Origin of the sequence: Paucibacter sp. M5-1 (assembly GCF_027498415.2) — a bacterium.
GTDB lineage: Bacteria > Pseudomonadota > Gammaproteobacteria > Burkholderiales > Burkholderiaceae_C > Roseateles_E.
Genome location: NZ_JAPZLM020000001.1, coordinates 968,952 through 987,936 on the forward strand (window position 1 = coordinate 968,952; position 18,985 = coordinate 987,936).

Below are 18,985 nucleotides of genomic sequence, written 5' to 3' on the forward strand. Positions count from 1 at the left end.
CCTGCGGCGGCCGGCTGCCGATTTGCAAGGACAATGCGCGCCACCATGAGCGAAGCCGGCCCCCTCGACACCATAGACCGCAGAATCATCGAGATCCTGCAGCGCGACGGCCGCCTGTCCAATGTGGACCTGGCGTCCCGCATCCATCTGTCGCCGCCGCAGACCCTGCGCCGTGTCAAGCAGCTGGAGGAACGCGGCGTGCTGCGCGGCTACCGGGCCATGGTGCAGCCGGCCACGCTGGGCCTGGGCGTGACCGCCTTTGTCAGCCTCAATATCGAGGCCGATGCCTTCGGTCGCGTGCGCGAGATCGAGGCCCTGATCCGTGATTTCCCCGAGATCCTGGAATGTCACACCGTCTCCGGCGACTGCGACTATCTGCTGAAGGTCGTCGCCGCCGACCTGAAGAGCCTGTCGCAGTTCCTGACCGACCGGCTGATGCAGCTGCCCGGCGTCGCCGACATCCGCTCGATGATCTGCCTGGAAGAGATCAAGCCGCCGGCGCCGCTGCCGGTGCGCTGAGCGGGCCGGCGAATTCCTGCCTGACCCATTCACGCAGCCGCACGGTGGCCGGACGCTCGGCCGCACGCGGGCTGTAGACCAGGTCGAAGCGGTAGCCCGGCAGCAAGGCCTCAAAAGGCCGCAACAGTGCACCCGAGGCCAGCTCCTCCGCCACCAGGGTCAGGCTCAGCAGGCCCACGCCCTGCCCTGCCAGGGTCGCTTGCACCGCATGGATCTCATCGGTGAAGGACAGGCTCTGCCCGAGCCCGATGTCGCCGCCTGTTAGATCGGCCCAGCGGCGCCAGCTGGGCGTGCGCGGATCGTCTCGCACCCTGGCGCCCCAGTCGAAGTCCAGCAGGGCGACGCCGTCCAGTCCGGCCCTTGCGGCGTCGGCCAGGGCTGGCACGCACACCGGCGCGAAATAGTCCTGGATCAGGGGTTCGACGACCAGGCCCGGATAGTGCCCGCTGCCGTAGCGGATCGCCGCATCGGCCTCGCCGTCGAGATCCACCAACTCGTTGCTGGCACTGAGCCGCAGCTGCCAGTCGGGGTAGCGGGCATGGAAAGCGCCCACGCGAGGCGCCAGCCGCCGGGCCATGAAGGCCACGGTGGACGACAGCGTGGCCAACTGCCCGCCCGGCTTGTGGCGCAGCGACTCCAGCGCCCGCTCGAAATCATCCAGCCCCTCGCGCAGCACGGGGTAAAGCCGCGCGCCCTGCACGGTCAGCATCACCTGGCGGGTGCCGCGCTCGAAGAGCTTGAGGGACAGATAGCTTTCGAGCTGCTTGATCTGGTGGCTGACCGCCGTCGGCGTCACATGCAGCTCCGCGGCCGCATCCTTGAAGCTCAGGCGCCGCGCCGCGGCTTCGAAGGCCCGCAGCATGCCCAGGGGTGGTAGTTTTCGCATCGGTCGACAGCTTACTTAAATTCATCCATCACCTGAATATTGAACGTTTGTCAGGCCCAACACCGAGAGAGAAACTGGCTTTCACTGGTGGAGATCGGCTTCATCAGATGATCTCAAATCACCCATCGAGAAAACCCATGAAACGCCAACAAGTCCGCACCCAGCCCGATCCCTATGCGCCCTACCTGCTGTCCCAGGCCATCAAGGCAGGCGGTCTGGTCTATGTGTCCGGCCAGGCCGGCGTCGGCGATGACGGCCGCATCGTCGGCGACGGCGATTTCGACCGGCAGGCCGAGCAAGCGATGCTGAATCTGCGCCGCGCGCTGGTGGCTGCCGGTTCCGACCTGTCCCAGATCGTCAAGGTGACGATCTTCCTGACCTCAATGAGCCATTTCCCAAAGATCGTCGCGCTGCGCCGCCGCTGGTTCAGCGCGCCCTATCCGGCCGACACCATCGTCGAGGTCTCGGCGCTCTACACGCCGGAGGCGATGATAGAGATCGAGGCCATTGCCATCGCCGACACCACCGGGGCCGACGCATGAGCACCCACGATGCCCTGTTCCAGCCCTGGCGCCTCGGCCGCCTGAGCCTGCCCAACCGTCTGGCCCTCGCGCCGATGACGCGGGTCAGCGCGACGCCGGACGGTCTGGCCAGCGCAGCGATGCAGCGCTACTACCAGCGCTTCGCCCAAGGTGGCTTCGGCCTGCTGATCACCGAGGGCCTCTACACCGACCAGGCCTTCTCGCAGGGCTATGCCGGGCAGCCAGGCCTGAGCGATGCCCGTCAGGCCAAGGCCTGGCGGCCCATCGTCGACGCCGTGCATGAGGCGGGCGGCGCCATCGTGGCGCAGCTGATGCATGCGGGTGCGCTTTCCCAGGCCAATCGCTTCCGTGACGCCAGCGTCGGCCCTTCGGCCATCCAGCCCAAGGGCGAACAGATGGCCTCCTATCACGGCAGCGGCCCCTACCGGCTGCCGCGGGCCATGTCGGAGGCAGAGATCGCCGACGCCGTGGACGGCTTCGCGCAGGCCGCGCGGCTGGCGGTAGAGGTGGCCGGTTTCGACGCTGTCGAGATACATGGCGCCAACGGTTATCTGCTGGACCAGTTCCTGACCGACTACAGCAACCAGCGCGAGGATGGCTGGGGTGGCGACATCGTCGGCCGGGCCCGGCTGAGCCTCGAGGTCAGCCGGGCCGTGCGCCAGGCGGTCGGGAGTGAGGTGCCGGTGGGTCTGCGCCTCTCGCAGTCCAAGGTCAATGACTTCGAGCACCGCTGGGCCGGCGCCGAGGCCGATGCGCTGCGCCTGTTCGGCACGCTGGCCCAGGCCGATCTCGACTATCTGCATCTGACGGCCTACGAGGCCTGGCGGCCAGCCTTTGGCAGCGAGGGCCCCAGCCTGACAAGCCTGGCCCGCCACAGCCTGCCCACGCTGAGTTTGATCGCCAACGGCGGCCTGCACGAGCCCGAGCGTGCCCTGCAAAGCCTGGGCGACGGGGCCGATCTGGTGGCACTGGCGCGTGGCGCGCTGGCCAACCCCGACTGGCCGCAGCGGCTCAGGCAGGGCCTGGCGCTCAAGACCTTCGACCCGGCGCTGCTGTCGCCACAGGCGGGCATCAAGGCCTCGGAGCTCGATCAACCACGCGGGTGATGTGCCGCGTGGATCGCCTTCAGCCGCTCGCGGGCCACATGGGTGTAGATCTGCGTGGTTGACAGATCGGCATGGCCCAGCAGCAGCTGCACCGCGCGCAGATCGGCGCCGTGGTTGAGCAGATGGGTGGCGAAGGCGTGGCGCAGCGTGTGCGGTGACAGCGGCGCGGTGATGCCAGCCTGCAGCGCGTACTTCTTGACCAGCTTCCAGAACATCTGCCTCGTCATGCCCTCGCCGCGGATCGTGACGAACAGCGCGTCGCAGCGCTGGCCCTTCAGCAGGGCCGCTCGCGCCTCCTGCAAGTAGCGCAGCAGCCAGCTGTGCGCCTCCTCGCCGAAGGGCACGAGGCGCTCCTTGGCGCCCTTGCCGGCGATGCGCAGCACCGCTTCCTTGAAGCCCACATGCACGCTCTTGAGCTCGACCAGCTCGCTGACCCGCAGGCCGCTGGCATACATCAGCTCCAGCATCGCGCGGTCACGCAGGCCCAGCGTGTCCTCCACCTCGGGCGCGGCCAGCAAGGCCTCGACCTGGGCCTGGCTCAGCACCTTGGGCACGCGCAGCGGCTGCCGGGCATTGGCCAGGCGCAGCGTCGGATCCTCGGCCAGCGCCTGCTCGCGCAAGGCCCAGCGGTAATAGCGCTTGAAGACACTGAGGCGGCGGTTCGAGCTGGTCGCGCGGCTGCCCTCATGGCGGGCCGCCGCATAGCCCAGCAGATGCAGCTCCCGCGCGGCGTCCAGCGCCAGACCATGCTCCCGCGCCAGCCAGTCGGCCAGCAGGCTCAGATCGCGCCGGTAGGCCGCCAGCGTGTTGGCGGCCAGACCGTCCTCGATCCACAGCATCTCGACGAAACCTGCGATCGCCGCCTCGCTGGCGGCACGCGCAGCCGATTCCTTGTCCATCCCTGCCTTCCAAAGAGAAAGGGCGCACGCGGCGCCCTTGGTCACTGCTGCAGCGCCCGGCTCAATCGAGCTTGAGCTTCTGCTGCTCGACCACCTTTTTGTAGACCTCGAACTCGGCCTTGGTCTGGGCCGTGAACTGTTCGGGCGTGTTGGCCACGATCAGAGAGCCGGTGTCCTCGATGCGCTTCTTCACATCGGGCATCTCGACGGTCTTCTTGACCGCCGCGGCAACCTTGTCGATCACCTCCTTGGGCAGGTTCTTCGGGCCATGGATGCCGTAGTAGGCCATGCGGTTGACCGGCTCCAGGCCCACTTCCTTGAAGGTCGGCACATTGGGCAGCACGGCCAGGCGATTCGGTGCGGCCACGACGATGGGGATCAGCCGGCCGTCCTTGATGAAAGGCAGGGCCGAGGGCAGGTTGTCGAAGATCATCGGCACCTGGCCGGCCACCGTGTCGTTGAGCGCCGGGCCGGCGCCGCGATAGGGGATGTGCAGCACAAAGACATTGGCCAGGCTCTTGTAGAGCTCCATCTGCAGATGGCCGATGCCGCCGGTGCCCGAGCTGGCGAAGCTGTACTTGCCGGGGCTCTTCTTCAGCTCAGCGACAAAACCCTTGTAGTCACGCGCCGGGAACGAGGGATGCACCGCGATCACATTGGGCGTGGCCGCCACATTGATGATGGAGGTGAAGTCGGTCAGCGGGTTGTAGGGGATCTTGGGGTTGATCGCGGGGTTCGACGCGGTGGTCGACACCGTGGCCATGCCCAGCGTGTAGCCGTCCGGCGCGGCCTTGACGATTTCATTGGCGCCGATCGAACCGCCACCGCCGGCGCGGTTGTCGACCAGCAGGTTCTGGCCCAGATGGGCCTGGATCTTCTCGGCCAGCACGCGCGCGACGATGTCGGTGGTGCCGCCCGGCGCAAAAGGCACGATCAGGCGCACCGGCTTGGCCGGATAGCTCTGGGCCAGGGCCAGCGGGGCGACCAGGGTAGCGGCGCTCAAGGCCACACAACGACGTATCCAGACTCGACGGCTCATCAGCGGTCTCCTTTTATGAGGTAATTCTTGGGGCAGTTCATCGATGCTTCTGGCGCGATGCTAACCACCCCCATCGGGGCCCATGCTAGCGGAACTACGTACAGGCCCTCAGTCGCCGGCGCCGCCCAGCAAGCCGGCCTTGAGCCGCTTGTCCACCGGTCGCTCGCCGAGAAACACCTTCAGCAAGGCCAGATAGAACTCCGGCCCGGCAATCGCCGCGCCGATGGCTTTGCCGTTCAGGCTGATCACGGTGCCCTGATCGGGCAGATAGTCCATATCGATCAGGTCCTTGCTGCGCACCTTGGCGACCGCGCGCAGCTGGGTGTTGAACTGCTCGATCTTGTCGGGCAGCGCGGCCTGCTCGGCCTCGCTGCAGTTGCGCCGCACGCCCTTGGCGATGGCCTTGACGAACTCCTCGGTGCCGACGTCCAGCAACATGCGGATGCGGATGCGCTTGGGGCCAGGTGTTGCGTAGACCGCCGCCGGCGTGCTGGCGCTGCGGCCCAGGTAGAGGGCCGCCAGATAGCCTTTGAGCACTGCCACCGCCCGCATGCCGACGCCGTTGAGCATCAGCGCGCTGCCACCCAACTGCAGCTTGTCGTCGAAGTCATAGCCCTCGTAGCGGCGCGCCAGTGCCGGCGCATTGATGCCCAGACCCAGCAGCGCGGCCATGAGCAGGCGGCGCCGTCGGTTCGGCACAGCCTTGCGGGGGACCCCAGGGAAAAAAGCCATATCACTCTTCTTGCCCCAAGCCTAACGCAGCCGGCGCCCCGCAGGCCGACAGCGCCCCGATGGCACACTGCCGGCCATGCCTGCCGTACCCGTTGTTCCCGACTTCCTGCTGCTACTGCCCGACGCGCTGCTGATACTTTGCGGTTTTTTACTGTGCCGCTACACGGCGCTGAACCGGACCATCTGGGAGTCCACCGAGAAGCTGGTGTACTACCTGCTGTTCCCGGTGCTGCTGTTCAACTCCATCGTGCGCACGCCGCTGCAGCCGGCCGAGACCCTGAGCTTGGCCGGTGCCGGTGTGGCCGTGGTGCTGGCCGGTGTCGCACTGGCCTATGGGCTGAAGCTCTGGCCCGGTGTCGATGCGCGCGCCCATGCCTCGGGCGCCCAGGTTGCTTTCCGCTTCAATTCCTATATCGCGCTGGCGCTGGCCGAGCGGCTGCAGGGCGCGCAGGGCGTGGCCTGGGTGGCCCTGCTGGTGGCGCTGTGCGTGCCGATCTGCAATGTGGCCGCCGTCTACCCGCTGGCCCGGCACGGTGGCCAGGGCCTGTGGCGCGAGTTGGCGCGCAACCCGCTGATCCTCAGCACCGTGGCCGGCCTGATCGCCAATCTGATGGGGCTGAAACTGCCCGAGGCCGCCGCGCTGACTTTGAACCGCATCGGCCTGGCCGCCCTGCCGCTGGGCCTGATGGCGGTGGGCGCCGGCCTGCGCTTCGGTGCGCTGCGCGATGCGCCGCGGCTGGCCGCCGCGCTGCTGGCGATCCGCCATGCCGCCCTGCCCTTGCTGGCCCTGGGCCTGGGCCACGGGCTGGCGCTGCCGGCCGGTCAGCGTGTCGTGCTGCTGACCTTTGCGGCCCTGCCTACCGCGTCGAGCGCCTATGTGCTGGCCGCGCGCATGGGCGGCCATGCGGCCTTTGTGGCCGGCCTGGTGACCTTGTCAACCGGGGTGGGCATGCTCAGCCTGCCGTTCTGGCTGAGCCTGTTGTAGCGCCCATTCGATGTGCTCGGCCAGCAGTTCGTTGGCGCTCGGCAAGGCTTGCTGCAACGCCATGCTGATGCCCTGGTCCGAGCCGGCGCGCAGCGCATTGCCCATCGCCACGGCCAGATTGCGCCGCCAGCGCGCATGGCCGATGCGGCGGATCGCCGAACCCTCGGTAAAACGCAGGAACTCGGTCTCGCTCCAGGCCCACAGCGCCAGCAGGCCGGGCGCGCGCAGCGGCTCGCGCTCGTCGAAGTCCGGCAGCGTGCTCTTGCCGGCGAACTTGTTCCAGGGGCAGATCAGCTGGCAGTCGTCGCAGCCGTAGATGCGGTTGCCCATCAGCGGCCGCAGCTCGATCGGGATGGCGCCCTCATGCTCGATGGTCAGGTAGGAGATGCAGCGCCGCGCATCGACCCGGTAGGGCGCCACGATGGCGCCGGTGGGGCAGGCCTCGATGCAGGCCGTGCACTGGCCGCAATGGGCGCTGACCGGCTCCGAGAGCGGCAGCGGCAGGTCCAGATAGATCTCGCCGAGAAAGAACATCGAGCCATGCTCGCGGTGCAGGGTCAGCGTGTGCTTGCCGCGCCAGCCGATGCCGGAGCGCGCGGCCAGTTCCACCTCCAGAACCGGGGCCGAGTCGGTGAAGACGCGGTAGCCGAAGGGCCCGATGGCCTGCTCCAGCCGGGTCGCGAGCTGCTGCAGCCGGGCGCGCAAGACCTTGTGATAGTCGCGCCCCCGGGCATAGATCGACAGCTGTGCGCGCTGCGGATCGCCCAGGCCCTGCCACTCGACGGCCTGCCAGTCCTGCGCACTGCCCCGTGACCGGTAGTCCATGCGCACGGTCAGCACCCGCAGCGTGCCGGGCACCAGTTCGGCCGGCCGTGCGCGCTTGAGCCCGTGGGCCTCCATATAGTGCATAGCGCCGTGAAAACCGGCCGCCAGCCAGGCCATCAAGCCGGGTTCGGCACTGCTCAAATCGATATCGGCCACGCCAATCTGTGAGAATCCCAGCTCAAGCGCCCAGGCGCGCAATTGCAGCAGCAGCGCTTGCGCGTCCTTGTCACCGATTTGCTGTGGAGCCTCGTTCATTTGCGCATTCTAGAAAGCCGCCACCTGCTGTGGCCCGATGAAGCCGCCACCGAGGCCTTTGCCGCCCGGCTGGCCCAGGCGCCGGGCCTGATGAATGCCAGCATCGAGTTGCACGGGTCGCTGGGCGCCGGCAAGACCAGCCTGGTGCGCCATCTGCTGCGCGCGCTGGGCGTGACCGGCCGCATCAAGAGCCCCAGCTACGCGGTGCTGGAGAGCTATGAGTTGCCCCAGGGCGATGTCAGCCATTTCGATTTCTACCGCTTCGCCGACCCGCGCGAGTGGGAGGACGCCGGCTTTCGCGAGATCTTCACCCGGCCCGGGCTCAAGCTCAGCGAGTGGCCGGAGAAGGCCGAGGGCATGCTGCCGACGCCCGATCTGCGCATCTGGCTCGCCACCCAGGACGACGACAGCCGCCGGGTCGAACTGCAGGCCTGCACCGCCGAGGGTCAGGCCTTGCTGAAGGGGCTGGCGCCATGAGCCGACGCCTCGCGCTGCGCCGCATGGGCAGCCTGGTGCTGCTGCTGCAGGCTCCCCAGCTGGTGCGGGCAGCCAGCAGTGCCAGCATCGTCGCGGTGCGGGTCTGGCCGGCGCCCGATTACACCCGGGTGACGCTGGAATCCGACCGGCCGCTGGCCGCCAAGCATTTCCTGGTCGACAGCCCGCACCGGCTGGTGATCGACATTGACGGGCTGGAGCTCAGCGCCGGCCTGCGCGAGCTGCTGGGCAAGATCAAGCCCGAGGACCCCTATATCAGCGCGGTGCGGGTCGGCCAGAACCAGCCGCGCGTCGTGCGCATCGTGCTGGACCTGAAGCAGCCGGTGGCGCCGCAGATCTTCACCCTGGAGCCGGTCGCGGCCTACAAGGACCGCCTGGTCTTCGACCTCTACCCGCAGCAGGAACGTGATCCGCTGCTGGCGCTGATCCGCGAGAAGGAACAGGCCGAGACCCAGGCCGCGCAGGCGGTGCAGGACGCGCTGGGCGAGCTGATCGGCCGGATCGAGAAGCCGGCCGTGCTGCCCCCGGTGGCTGCAGCGCCATCGCCCGCGCCGTCCCCTGCGCCCACCACACCGCCCGTCACAACGCCCGCCACAACGCCCGCTTCAGCCCCATCGCTGCAGACCCCGGCACCAGCGCCAGCGCCCGGTCCGATCGACCGCAGCAAGCTGGACCGGCTGATCGTCATCGCGCTGGACCCCGGCCATGGCGGCGAAGACCCCGGCGCCGTCGGCCCCAGCGGGCTGAAGGAAAAGGATGTGGTGCTGGCCGTGGCGCTGAAGCTGCGCGACCGGCTCAACAGCAACCCCAATATCCGCGTGATGATGACGCGCGATGCCGATTTCTTCGTGCCGCTGCAGGAGCGGGTGCGCAAGGCCCGCCGTGTGCAAGCCGATCTGTTCGTCTCCATCCATGCCGATGCCTTCTTCACGCCGCAGGCGCGCGGCGCCTCGGTGTTCGCGCTGAGCCAGGGGGCGGCCACCAGCACGGCGGCGCGCTGGATCGCGGCCAAGGAGAACCGGGCCGATCAGGTCGGCGGCGTCAACGTCGCATCGGTCAAGGACCGCGAGGTGCTGCGCGCGATGCTGGACATGAGCACCAGCGCCCAGATCAAGGACAGCCTGAAGCTCGGCTCCGAGGTGCTGGGCCAGATCGGCAAGGTCGGGCGCCTGCACAAGAAGGCGGTCGAGCAGGCCGGCTTCGCGGTGCTGAAGGCGCCGGATGTGCCCTCCATCCTGGTCGAGACCGCCTTCATCTCGAACCCTGAGGAAGAGGCCAAGCTGCGCGACCCCGACTACCAGGCCCAGCTCGTCAACGCGCTGGCCACCGGCATCGCGCGCTATTTCGCCAAAAACCCGCCGCTCGCGCGGCACCGCTCGCTGTAGCTCACCGGGCTCAGGCCGCCTGCTGTTGGCTCCGGCTGGCCTTCCAGCCGCCGTAGATCGCGATCAGGCCCGGGATGATGATCATCGCCCAGATGATCTTGCTCAGATGGGTCTGCACAAAGGGGATGTTGCCGAACAGATAGCCGGCCACGGTGATCCCGACCACCCATATCAGGGCGCCGACCACGTTGTAGAGCGTGAACTTGCCACGGCTCATCTCGGCCACACCGGCCACAAAGGGAGCGAAGGTGCGGATGAAGGGCATGAAGCGGGCGATGATGATGGTCACGCCGCCGTTTCTTTCGTAGAACTCGTGCGCCGCATTGAAGGCGCGCTTGTTGAAGAAGCGCGACTGCTCCCACTGGAACACCTTGGGGCCGAAGTAGCGCCCGATCAGGTAGTTGGTCTGATCACCCAGAATGGCCGCGATCAGCAAGATGGTGATGGCCAGCGGCAGGCTCATCACGCCGGTGCCGCACAGGGCGCCGACCACGAAGAGCAGCGAATCGCCCGGCAAAAAGGGCATCACCACCAGACCGGTCTCGACGAAGACGATCAGGAACAGCAGGGCATAGACCCAGGCGCCATAGGCCTGCACGAACGCGGCAATATGCTTGTCCACATGCAGGATGAAGTCGATCAGAAAGCTCGCGAATTCCATGGCGGCGGATTATGACCGGGCTTGATACCGCCTCGATGACAGGACTTCTTACAATCGGCCCATGGATTTGTCTTCCCCCAGCGCGCCGGCGGCCCAGCGCCGCGCCATCCGCGAACTCCCCGATGAACTGATCAGCCAGATCGCCGCCGGCGAGGTGGTCGAGCGCCCGGCCTCGGTGGTGCGAGAGCTGGTGGACAACGCGCTGGATGCCGGGGCGACCCAGATCACCGTCAAGCTGATGGCCGGCGGCGTGCGCAGCGTCGTGGTCGAGGACGACGGCCTGGGCATCCCGGTCGAGGAGCTGCCGCTGGCGCTCAAGCGCCACGCCACCAGCAAGATCCGCAATCTGGACGAACTGGAATCGGTCGCGACCATGGGCTTTCGCGGCGAGGCGCTGGCCGCGATCTCCTCGGTGGCCGAGATGGCGGTGTCCAGCCGCTGCGAGGGCGCGCCGCATGCCCACCGGCTCGACGCCCGCTCAGGCGAGCTGGCGCCGGCGGCGCGCGCCCGCGGCACCAGTGTCGAAGTGCGCGAGCTGTTCTTCAGCACGCCGGCGCGCCGCAAATTCCTGAAGACCGATGCCACCGAGCTGGCCCATTGCCTGGAATCGGTGCGCCGCCATGCACTGGCCCGGCCCGATGTCGGCTTCACCGTCTGGCACGAGGGCAAGCTGGTCGAGCAATGGCGCATCGCCAGCTCCGAGCAGCGCCTGGCCGATGTGCTGGGCGCCGAGTTCATGGCCGAGAGCCGCGCGGTCTTCGCCGAGACCGGACCGCTGCGCGTCTACGGCCGCGCCGGCCTGCCGGAAGCGGCGCGCAGCCGTGCCGATATGCAGTACGTCTATGTCAACGGCCGTTTCGTGCGCGACAAGCTGATCGCCCACGGCATCCGCTCGGCCTATGAGGATGTCCTGCACGGCCACCGCCAGCCCTGCTATGTGCTCTTCATCGAGATCGCGCCCGACCGGGTCGATGTCAATGTGCATCCGACCAAGATCGAGGTGCGCTTTCGCGATGGCCGCGAGATGCACCAGAAGGTGCGCTATGCGGTGCAGGACGCGCTGGCGCTGTCGCGCAGCAGCGAGGCAATGGCCGCTGCACCCGCCATCGAGCAGGCCCAGCAGACCGCCGCCGGTGCCACCGGTTTCCGCCCCGCGCCCGGCCATCCGCCGGCCTGGTTCGCTCAGCCGGCCGCGGAGCCCGCCCCCAGCTACGGCGGCGCAGCGCCCAGCTGGCGCAGCCCCATTGCCAATAGCGCGCAGGTCTCGCTGGGCCTGGCCGAGGTGGCGACGCTGTACGGCCAGCCAGCAACACCTGCCCCCAGCCCTGCGGCTGCGCCCCCCGCCCTGCCCCAGCACGACTGGCCGCTGGGCCGCGCCATCGCCCAGATCCAGGGTGTCTATGTGCTGGCCGAGAACGCCCAGGGGCTGATCATTGTGGATATGCATGCCGCCCATGAGCGGGTGGTCTACGAGCGGCTCAAGGCCAGCCTGGGTGCTGCGGCGATCGAGTCGCAGCCGCTGCTGATCCCGGTCACCTTTGCCGCAACGCCGCAGGAGATCGCCACCGCCGAGGCCCAGACCACGACCTTGGAGCGCCTGGGTCTTGATATCGCGCCGCTGTCGGCCAAGGTGCTGGCGGTGCGGGCCCGGCCGGCCGCGCTGGCCGGCGGCGATGTCGTCGAGCTGGCGCGCAGCGTGCTTGCCGAGCTGGCCCAGTTCGACGCCAGCCAGGCCATCGAACGCGCCCAGCACGAGATCCTCGCGACCATGGCCTGCCATGGCGCGGTGCGCGCGAACCGCCAGCTGACGCTGGACGAGATGAATGCCCTGCTGCGCGATATGGAGCGCACCGAGCGTGCCGATCAGTGCAATCATGGTCGCCCGACCTGGCGCCAGCTGACCATGCGCGAGCTCGATGCGCTGTTTTTGCGCGGTCGCTGATACGCAGCCGACCGCCACCCCGAAGGAGCCGTGATGGCCACATTGAAACTGAACAAAAAGAACAACAAACCCGGCGCCGTCGACAAACCCGAGGGCGAGCGCCGCGGCCCCTTGCGCGGCAAGGGCGTCTCGCGCCCGCGCCAGAGCCTGGCGGCGGCCCAGACCGAACGCGCCGAACGCCAGGCCGCTTTCGAGCAGCGCCGTGCCGCCGAGGAAGCTCGGCAGCAGCAACGCCCAGCTGCGGCCCGGCCGCCACGCCGCGACGACGGCCCGCGCTTCGAGGACCGTCGCCCGCAACGCCGCAGCGAAGGCGCACAGCAGCCCTACGAACGCCAGGACCGCCCCGTGCGCGGCCCCCGGCCCGAGTTTGCCGGTGAGCCGAGCCGGCGCGATCCGCGCCATGAGCCGCAGCGCCATGAGCAGCGCCCGGAGGCCCGTCAGGAAGACCGCCAGGAGCCGCGCCGCGACCAGCGCCGCGCCACCGGTCCGCGCCCCAACGTCCGCCCGCCAGAGCCGCGTGCCTTCCCGCAGCGCCCAGCGCCGCGTCACCGGGACGACGACGATGACGACGACAACTACCGCGACCCGAGCAGCGAGGGCGAACGCCTGTCCAAGCACATGACCGCGCTGGGCATGGCCTCGCGGCGCGAGGCCGATGAGTGGATAGGCGCGGGCTGGGTGCGGGTGGACGGCAAGATGGCCGTGCTGGGCCAGCGCGTACAGCCGGGCGTGAAGATAGAGATTGACCCGCGTGCCCACAAGGAGCAGGCCAAGCAGGTCACCATCTTGCTGAACAAGCCGATCGGCTATGTCTCCGGCCAGGCCGAGGACGGCTATGAGCCGGCCTCGGTGCTGATCAAGAGCGCCAACCAATGGAGCGAAGACCCCTCGGGCCTGAAGTACCACATCGGCCACAGCCGCGGTCTGGCGCCCGCCGGCCGCCTGGACATCGATTCGACCGGCCTGCTGGTGCTGACCCAGGACGGCCGCGTCGCCAAGACGCTGATCGGCGAGGACTCCAAGGTCGAGAAGGAATACCTGGTGCGCGTCGAGCTGGCCGGCGAAGGCGCGCCGATGGTGCGCTTCCCGGCGCAAGACCTGGCCCTGCTGAACCATGGGCTGGAGCTGGACGGTGTGCAGCTGAAGCCCGCCAAGGTCAGCTGGATCAATGACGACCAGCTGCGCTTCGTGCTGCGCGAGGGCCGCAAGCGCCAGATCCGCCGCATGTGCGAGCTGGTCGGACTCAAGGTCGTGGGCCTGAAGCGGGTGCGCATCGGCCGCATCAATCTGGGCCATCTGCCGCCCGGCCAGTGGCGCTTTCTGTCGCCCTGGGAGCGCTTTGATTGAAAACGCCCCTCGCACCGACGCTGGGCTGGCAGATCGCCGCGCTGGCCCTGTTGCTAGGGCTGCAGCCGATCAGCACCGATCTCTACCTGCCGGCCCTGCCCGCGCTGCGTGCCGATCTGGCCGCGCCGATGGCGGCCACCCAGCTGACCCTGTCGGCGCTGATGCTCTGCTTCGGCTTCGGCCAGCTGCTGCTGGGCCCGCTCAGCGACCGCGTCGGGCGCCGGCCGGTGCTGCTGGCCGGCCTCGCACTCTATGCGGGGGCTGCGGTGGCCGGCGCGCTGGCCGCCGACATCTGGCTGCTGGTGATCTGCCGGGCGCTGCAAGGCCTGGCCCTGGCTGCGGCCGTGGTCGGCGCGCGCGCGATGCTGCGCGACTGGTTCGAGCCGCAGCAGGGCGCGCGCGTGATGGCGCGGGCCCTGGGCGGCCTGGGCGTGCTGGCGATGCTGGCGCCGCCGCTAGGCGGGGCGCTGGCGGGGGCCTTCGGCTGGCGCTGGGCCCTGCTGGCCATTGCGCTGGCCGGCGCGGCGGCGCTGGCCCTGGTGGCCCTGCGCATCCCCGAGAGCCTGGCAAAGCCTGACCCCGAGGCGCTGCGGCCGCGCCGCCTGCTGGCCAACTGGGCCCTGGTACTGGCCCACCCCTCGTTTCGCGCCTACACCCTGCTGACCAGCCTGGCCTACGGCACGCTCTACACCTTTCTGGCCGCCTCGGCCTTTGTCTTCATCGAGGTGCTGGGCCTGTCGCGCGGCCATTACGGCCTGCTGGTGGGTCTGGGCGCCGGCATCTATGTGCTGGGCACCCTGCTGTGCCGGCGCTGGCTGGCGCGGCTGAGCCTGGCCCGCACGGTGCGGCGCGGCGCCTTCTTCACCTTCACCGGTGCCTGCGGCATGGGTCTGGCTGCCTGGGTCTGGCCGCCCTCGGTCTGGGCGCTGATGATTCCGCATGTCTTCATCATGCTGGGCCATGGCGTGCTGCAACCCTGCAGCCAGGCCGGCGCGGTCGGGCCCTTCCCGAAGCAGGCCGGCGCGGCGGCGGCGCTGTCGGGCTTCGCCTCGGCCCTGGTGGCCTTCGCGCTGGGCGGCTGGCTGGGCCTGAGCCTGGATGGCACGGTGCGGACCATGGCCGCGACCATGATGGTGTTGGGCCTGGGCGCTGCCGTCTGCGGCTGGACCCTGGTGCAGTCGCAGGAGCGGCACTTGCGGCCGGTGGTGCCCGCATGAAGCTCGGCCCGATCTGCCTGGCCGGCCCGACCGGCTGCGGCAAGACCGCCGGCGCGCTGGCGCTGGCCGAGGTGTTGCCCATCGAGATCATCAGCGTCGACTCGGCCCTGGTCTATCGCGGCATGGACATCGGCACGGCCAAGCCCACACCGGCCGAGCTGGCCGCCGTGCCGCACCACCTGATCGACATCCTCGACCCGCTGGACAGCTACAGCGCCGCCCAGTTCGCCAAGGATGCGCAGCGCCTGGCCACCGAGATCCTGGCGCGCGGCAAGCTGCCGCTGCTGGTCGGCGGCACCATGCTTTACTTCAAGGCCTTGTTCGACGGCCTGTCGACCCTTCCGCAGGGCGATGAGGCCCTGCGCGCGCGACTCGATGCCGAGGCCGCCGCGATCGGCTGGCCGGCCATGCATGCGAAGCTGGCCGAGGTCGACCCGGTCACTGCGGCCCGCCTGGCGCCCGGCGACTCGCAGCGCATCCAACGCGCGCTGGAGGTCTGGCATCTGGCAGGCAAGCCGCTGTCGATGCTGCATGCCGAGCAGGAGCGCAGCGCCGGCGTCGACTGGCCGCTGCTGTCGCTGGAGCCCAGCGACCGCGCCTGGCTGCACCAGCGCCTGGCGCAGCGCTTCGAGCAGATGCTGGGCCAGGGCCTGATCGCCGAGGTCGAGCGCCTGCGCGCGCGCGGCGATCTGCATCCGGGCCTGCCGGCCATGCGCTGCGTCGGCTACCGCCAGGTCTGGGAGGCCCTCGACTCCGGTGATATGAAGACCCTGCCCGAGCGCGGCATCGCCGCGACCCGGCAGCTGGCCAAGCGCCAGCACACCTGGCTGCGCAGCATGCCGCAGCGCCAGGTGATCGCCTGCGAGTCTCCCGAGGCACCGCTGCATCTGCTGGCCGCCGTGCACCGGCTGCTCCACGATGGCGGTGCTTGAGGCCCGCGGCCTGGCCAAGCGCTACGGCGACACCCCCGTGTTCGCCGGCATCGAGCTGCGCCTGGAAGCCGGCGAACTGGTGGCGCTGCTGGGCGAATCGGGCTGCGGCAAGTCCACCTTGCTGAACTGCCTGGCCGGGCTGGACCGGCTGGATCAGGGCCAGGTCTTGCTGGCCGGCCAGGACATCGCCGCGCTGCCCGAGCAGGCCCAGGCCTTGCTGCGCCGCCGTCATCTGGGCTTTGTGTTCCAGGCCTTCCATCTGCTGCCGCATCTGACGGTGGCCGACAACGTCGGCCTGCCGCTGCTGCTGCTCGGCGCGCCCGACGCCGGCCGCGTGCGGCAGATGCTCGCGGCGGTGGGTCTGGACGGGCTCGATGCCCGCCTGCCGCGCCAGCTCTCCGGCGGGCAGCTGCAGCGTGTCGCGATCGCCCGCGCGCTGGTGCACCGCCCGGCCCTGGTGCTGGCCGACGAGCCCACCGGCAATCTGGACCCGCGCCACGCCGCCCAGGTGCTGGACCTGCTGCGCCAGCAGTGCAAGCAGGAGGGCGCGGCCTGCCTGCTGGTGACCCATTCCGAGCGCGCCGCCGCCGCTGCCGATCGCGGCCTGCTGATGAGCGATCAGCCCGGTCTGCAGCCATGGCACGCTGGCTGATCGCGCTGTCCTGGCCGGCACTGAAGGCCCAGTGGGGCCGGCAGTTGCTGGCCTTGCTGGCGATCGCGCTGGGCGTGGCCCTGGCTTTCGGCGTGCAGCTGCTGAACAGCTCGGCGCTGGCCGAGTTCGGCGCAGCCCAGCGCAGCCTGGCGGGCACGCCCGATCTGCTGCTGCGCGGCAGCGACGGGCGGCCGCTGGACGAGGCCCTGCTGGAGCGGCTGATGCAAGAGCCCCAGGTCCAGCAGGCGGCGCCGGTGATCGAAGGGCAGGTCCAGGTCTTGATGGAAGAGCGCTTCAATTTGCGCCTGCTCGGCCTGGATGCCTTGCAAACCGCCCAGTTCAATCCGGCCCTGCTGCCGCAGGCATTTGACAAGGGCCAGGCCCTGCAGTCGCTGCTGGCGCCGGACGCCCTCTTCCTGAACGAGGCGGCGCTGCGGCGCCTTCCCAGCCCGCGCCCGCTCAGCGTGCGGCTGCGGCTGGTGGGCGAGGATGGCCGGGCTCGCGATGTCGAGCTGCGCCTGGCCGGCAGCGTCGCCGCCCCCGGCGCACCGCTGGCGGTGCTGGACATCGCGGCGGCCCAGGCCCTGTTCGACCGGCTCGGCCGGCTGGACCGCATCGAGCTGCGCTTGCAGCCCGGGGTACAGGCTCAAGACCTGACCCTGCCCGAAGGCAGCATCGCTGCCGCGCCGCGGGACGAGGAAGACCAGATGGCGCGGCTGACCCGCGCCTACCGCGTCAACCTGGGCGTGCTGTCGCTGATGGCCTTGTTCACCGGCGGCTTTCTGGTGTTCGCGGTGATCTCGCTGTCGGTGGCCCAGCGCCTGCCGCAGCTGGCGCTGCTCGGTGTGCTGGGCATGAGCGCGCGCGAACGCATGCGGCTGGTGCTGACCGAGGCCGCACTGCTGGGCCTGCTGGGCAGCGGCCTGGGCCTGGCGCTGGGTGCCGGTCTGGCCGCGCTGGGCCTGCGCCTGCTGGGCGGCGATCTGGGCAGCGGCCTGCTCGGTGGCCCGCTGGGTGGCAATGGGCCGGCCTTGCGGCTTGACCCCTGGCAGATGCTGTTGTTCGGCGGCCTGGGGCTGGCGGTCAGCCTGCTCAGCGCGCTGCTGCCGGCCTTGGCCGTGCGACGCATGGCGGTGGCCCAGGTACTCAAGGGACTGGGCACCGAGTTGCAGCCGCGGTTGCCGCGCGGGCTGGCGCCGGCTCTGCTGCTGGCCGGCGTGCTGCTGGCCCTGTTGCCGCCGTTTGGCGGCGTGCCGCTGGCCGCCTATCTGGCCATGCTCTGCCTGCTGATGGGCGGCATCGCGGCCATGCCCGGCCTGGTGCGCCTGCTGACCCGGCTGCTGCCAGGCCGGCGCAGCGCCGGTCTGATGCTGCTGAGGGAGCGCGCCCGCGACCAAGCCGGCGCGGCCACGCAGATGCTGGCCGGCGTGCTGGTGGCGCTGGCACTGTCGGTGGCGATGCTGGTGATGGTGCACAGCTTCCGCGCCTCGCTGCAGGACTGGCTGCGCCAGATGCTGCCGGCCGACCTCTATCTGCGCAGCAGCCTGCAGAGCAAGGGAAACACAGCCCCGCTGGCGCCGGACTTCATCGAGGCGGTGCGCGCCAGCGGCCTGGCGCAAGACCTGGCCCCGCAGCGCAGCCGCCGCGCCTGGACGGTTGATCAGACCGAGCTGAGCCTGCTGGCACGCGCCATCCGCGACGAGAACCGGCTGCCGCTGGTCGGGCCGCTGGCCGAGCCGCCGGCACCGGGCTTGATGCCCATCTACATCAACGAGGCGATGCGCGACCAGCAGGCGCTGCGGCCCGGCGCGCGGCTGGCACTGAGCTTGAGCCCCGGTTCAGCGGCGCCGCCCACCCTGCAGTTCTTTGTGCGCGGCGTCTGGCGCGACTACAGCCGCCAGAGCGGCGCGCTGCTGATGTCGCTGGCCGACTACCAGCGTTGGAGCGGCGACACCCGCATCACCGAGCTGTCGCTGTGGCTGGCGCCGGGCACTGACCTCGTGCAGGCCCAGGCCAGGCTGCGCGCGCTGGCCGCCGACCCGGCCGATCTGGAACTGGCCGCCACCGGCGAGCTGCTGGCGCTGTCGCTGCGCCTGTTCGATCGCAGCTTCGCGGTCACCTACTGGTTGCAGGCGGTGGCGCTGGGCCTGGGCCTGTTCGGCATCGCCGCCAGCCTGTCGGCCCAGCTGCTGGCGCGCAAACGCGAGTTCGGCCTGCTGCGGCATCTGGGCTTCACCCAGGCCCAGCTGCTGCGCCTGCTGGTGCTGGAGACGGGCCTGTTCACGGCAGCCGGCGCCCTGGCCGGCCTGGCCCTGGGCCTGGGCGTCAGCGCGGTGCTGGTCTGGGTGGTCAACCCGCAGAGCTTTCACTGGAGCATGGAATTGAGCCTGCCCAGCGCCCGCCTGGCCGCGCTGCTGCTGGCAGTGGTCGCCGCCTCGCTGCTGACCGCCTGGGCGAGCTTCGCCAAGGCCGGCAGGGTCGATGCGGTGCAGGCGGTGAGGGAGGATTGGTGAGCGCCGCGGAGCGCCTGTCGGCGGCTTTCGCAGGTCGAGAGGGCCGTGTCGCA

At 69.7% G+C, this 18,985-nt stretch carries 18 protein-coding genes; 12 read left to right on the forward strand and 6 right to left on the reverse strand.

The genetic code is table 11. The features are described 5' to 3' along the window. Nucleotides 1–45 precede the first annotated feature (45 nt). Nucleotides 46–519: an Lrp/AsnC family transcriptional regulator gene (locus O5M90_RS04480; protein WP_269840139.1), complete on the forward strand. Its 474-nt coding sequence runs from the start codon at nt 46–48 to the stop codon at nt 517–519. Here O5M90_RS04480 and O5M90_RS04485 read toward each other — a convergent pair. After that, on the reverse strand, nt 488–1,405 hold the full coding sequence (locus O5M90_RS04485) for a LysR substrate-binding domain-containing protein (protein WP_262970619.1): 918 nt from the start codon (nt 1,403–1,405) through the stop codon (nt 488–490). The genes O5M90_RS04480 and O5M90_RS04485 overlap by 32 nt on opposite strands. A gap of 137 nt (nt 1,406–1,542) precedes the next feature. Between O5M90_RS04485 and O5M90_RS04490 the strand changes: the two genes are divergently transcribed. Next, a complete protein-coding gene (locus tag O5M90_RS04490) occupies nt 1,543–1,947 on the forward strand; it encodes a RidA family protein (RefSeq protein ID WP_269840140.1) in 405 nt (134 codons plus the stop codon). Further along, nucleotides 1,944–3,053: an NADH:flavin oxidoreductase gene (locus O5M90_RS04495; RefSeq protein WP_269840141.1), complete on the forward strand. Its 1,110-nt coding sequence runs from the start codon at nt 1,944–1,946 to the stop codon at nt 3,051–3,053. The genes O5M90_RS04490 and O5M90_RS04495 overlap by 4 nt, the downstream gene beginning before the upstream one ends. Here O5M90_RS04495 and xerD read toward each other — a convergent pair. From xerD to O5M90_RS04510, 3 genes are all read right to left on the reverse strand, one after another. After that, on the reverse strand, nt 3,038–3,952 hold the full coding sequence (gene xerD / locus O5M90_RS04500; protein ID WP_269840142.1) for a site-specific tyrosine recombinase XerD: 915 nt from the start codon (nt 3,950–3,952) through the stop codon (nt 3,038–3,040). The genes O5M90_RS04495 and xerD overlap by 16 nt on opposite strands. 61 nt (nt 3,953–4,013) lie before the next feature. Then, complete coding sequence (locus O5M90_RS04505; RefSeq protein WP_262970616.1) at nt 4,014–4,991, reverse strand: tripartite tricarboxylate transporter substrate binding protein BugE; 978 nt, start codon at nt 4,989–4,991, stop codon at nt 4,014–4,016. A 108-nt stretch (nt 4,992–5,099) separates the two neighbouring features. Beyond that, on the reverse strand, nt 5,100–5,663 hold the full coding sequence (locus tag O5M90_RS04510) for a chalcone isomerase family protein (RefSeq protein WP_269840143.1): 564 nt from the start codon (nt 5,661–5,663) through the stop codon (nt 5,100–5,102). A 136-nt stretch (nt 5,664–5,799) separates the two neighbouring features. Between O5M90_RS04510 and O5M90_RS04515 the strand changes: the two genes are divergently transcribed. After that, a complete protein-coding gene (locus O5M90_RS04515) occupies nt 5,800–6,708 on the forward strand; it encodes an AEC family transporter (RefSeq protein WP_440401831.1) in 909 nt (302 codons plus the stop codon). Here O5M90_RS04515 and queG read toward each other — a convergent pair. Next, nucleotides 6,658–7,788 (reverse strand): tRNA epoxyqueuosine(34) reductase QueG, encoded by a 1,131-nt coding sequence (queG, locus tag O5M90_RS04520; RefSeq protein ID WP_269840144.1) that lies wholly within the window; start codon nt 7,786–7,788, stop codon nt 6,658–6,660. The two genes, O5M90_RS04515 and queG, sit on opposite strands and share 51 nt — an antisense overlap. On the opposite strand from queG, the gene tsaE reads away from it, so the two are divergent. Both tsaE and O5M90_RS04530 read left to right on the forward strand, forming a co-directional pair. Further along, the gene (tsaE, locus tag O5M90_RS04525) at nt 7,789–8,265 is read left to right on the forward strand and encodes a tRNA (adenosine(37)-N6)-threonylcarbamoyltransferase complex ATPase subunit type 1 TsaE (RefSeq protein ID WP_269840145.1); all 477 of its coding nucleotides are present in this window, start codon (nt 7,789–7,791) and stop codon (nt 8,263–8,265) included. Then, nucleotides 8,262–9,668, forward strand: a complete 1,407-nt coding sequence (locus O5M90_RS04530) for an N-acetylmuramoyl-L-alanine amidase (protein ID WP_269840146.1) — start codon at nt 8,262–8,264, stop codon at nt 9,666–9,668. The genes tsaE and O5M90_RS04530 overlap by 4 nt, the downstream gene beginning before the upstream one ends. Before the next feature lie 10 nt (nt 9,669–9,678). On the opposite strand, the gene O5M90_RS04535 is transcribed toward O5M90_RS04530, so the two are convergent. Further along, nucleotides 9,679–10,329 carry a DedA family protein gene (locus O5M90_RS04535; protein WP_269840147.1) on the reverse strand — a complete coding sequence of 217 codons (651 nt, stop codon included), beginning with the start codon at nt 10,327–10,329 and terminating at the stop codon, nt 9,679–9,681. A gap of 61 nt (nt 10,330–10,390) precedes the next feature. Between O5M90_RS04535 and mutL the strand changes: the two genes are divergently transcribed. The 6 genes from mutL to O5M90_RS04565 are packed head-to-tail and all read left to right on the forward strand — an operon-like array spanning nt 10,391 to nt 18,932. Then, on the forward strand, nt 10,391–12,271 hold the full coding sequence (gene mutL, locus O5M90_RS04540) for a DNA mismatch repair endonuclease MutL (RefSeq protein ID WP_440401832.1): 1,881 nt from the start codon (nt 10,391–10,393) through the stop codon (nt 12,269–12,271). 33 nt (nt 12,272–12,304) lie between these two features. Beyond that, nucleotides 12,305–13,618, forward strand: a complete 1,314-nt coding sequence (locus tag O5M90_RS04545) for a pseudouridine synthase (protein WP_332909483.1) — start codon at nt 12,305–12,307, stop codon at nt 13,616–13,618. Continuing rightward, nucleotides 13,615–14,835: a Bcr/CflA family efflux MFS transporter gene (locus tag O5M90_RS04550; RefSeq protein ID WP_269840148.1), complete on the forward strand. Its 1,221-nt coding sequence runs from the start codon at nt 13,615–13,617 to the stop codon at nt 14,833–14,835. The genes O5M90_RS04545 and O5M90_RS04550 overlap by 4 nt, the downstream gene beginning before the upstream one ends. Beyond that, nucleotides 14,832–15,767, forward strand: coding sequence for a tRNA (adenosine(37)-N6)-dimethylallyltransferase MiaA (miaA, locus tag O5M90_RS04555; RefSeq protein WP_269840149.1), 936 nt, complete (start codon nt 14,832–14,834; stop codon nt 15,765–15,767). Before O5M90_RS04550 ends, miaA begins: the two co-directional genes overlap by 4 nt. Continuing rightward, nucleotides 15,754–16,419 carry an ABC transporter ATP-binding protein gene (locus tag O5M90_RS04560; RefSeq protein ID WP_269840150.1) on the forward strand — a complete coding sequence of 222 codons (666 nt, stop codon included), beginning with the start codon at nt 15,754–15,756 and terminating at the stop codon, nt 16,417–16,419. The genes miaA and O5M90_RS04560 overlap by 14 nt, the downstream gene beginning before the upstream one ends. After that, nucleotides 16,404–18,932 (forward strand): FtsX-like permease family protein, encoded by a 2,529-nt coding sequence (locus tag O5M90_RS04565; RefSeq protein ID WP_440401833.1) that lies wholly within the window; start codon nt 16,404–16,406, stop codon nt 18,930–18,932. The genes O5M90_RS04560 and O5M90_RS04565 overlap by 16 nt, the downstream gene beginning before the upstream one ends. Nucleotides 18,933–18,985 lie beyond the last annotated feature (53 nt).

Bases quoted from the DNA above. Each gene is read 5' to 3' on its own strand.
- O5M90_RS04560 (WP_269840150.1), top strand. From the start codon at position 15,754: ATGGCGGTGCTTGAGGCCCGCGGCCTGGCCAAGCGCTACGGCGACACC.
- mutL (WP_440401832.1), top strand. From the start codon at position 10,391: ATGGATTTGTCTTCCCCCAGCGCGCCGGCGGCCCAGCGCCGCGCCATC.
- O5M90_RS04495 (WP_269840141.1), top strand. From the start codon at position 1,944: ATGAGCACCCACGATGCCCTGTTCCAGCCCTGGCGCCTCGGCCGCCTG.
- O5M90_RS04515 (WP_440401831.1), top strand. From the start codon at position 5,800: ATGCCTGCCGTACCCGTTGTTCCCGACTTCCTGCTGCTACTGCCCGAC.
- O5M90_RS04565 (WP_440401833.1), top strand. From the start codon at position 16,404: ATGGCACGCTGGCTGATCGCGCTGTCCTGGCCGGCACTGAAGGCCCAG.
- miaA (WP_269840149.1), top strand. From the start codon at position 14,832: ATGAAGCTCGGCCCGATCTGCCTGGCCGGCCCGACCGGCTGCGGCAAG.
- O5M90_RS04505 (WP_262970616.1), bottom strand. From the start codon at position 4,991: ATGAGCCGTCGAGTCTGGATACGTCGTTGTGTGGCCTTGAGCGCCGCT.
- O5M90_RS04530 (WP_269840146.1), top strand. From the start codon at position 8,262: ATGAGCCGACGCCTCGCGCTGCGCCGCATGGGCAGCCTGGTGCTGCTG.
- O5M90_RS04510 (WP_269840143.1), bottom strand. From the start codon at position 5,663: ATGGCCGCGCTGCTGGGTCTGGGCATCAATGCGCCGGCACTGGCGCGC.
- O5M90_RS04490 (WP_269840140.1), top strand. From the start codon at position 1,543: ATGAAACGCCAACAAGTCCGCACCCAGCCCGATCCCTATGCGCCCTAC.
- queG (WP_269840144.1), bottom strand. From the start codon at position 7,788: ATGAACGAGGCTCCACAGCAAATCGGTGACAAGGACGCGCAAGCGCTG.
- O5M90_RS04485 (WP_262970619.1), bottom strand. From the start codon at position 1,405: ATGCGAAAACTACCACCCCTGGGCATGCTGCGGGCCTTCGAAGCCGCG.
- O5M90_RS04545 (WP_332909483.1), top strand. From the start codon at position 12,305: ATGGCCACATTGAAACTGAACAAAAAGAACAACAAACCCGGCGCCGTC.
- xerD (WP_269840142.1), bottom strand. From the start codon at position 3,952: ATGGACAAGGAATCGGCTGCGCGTGCCGCCAGCGAGGCGGCGATCGCA.
- O5M90_RS04535 (WP_269840147.1), bottom strand. From the start codon at position 10,329: ATGGAATTCGCGAGCTTTCTGATCGACTTCATCCTGCATGTGGACAAG.
- O5M90_RS04480 (WP_269840139.1), top strand. From the start codon at position 46: ATGAGCGAAGCCGGCCCCCTCGACACCATAGACCGCAGAATCATCGAG.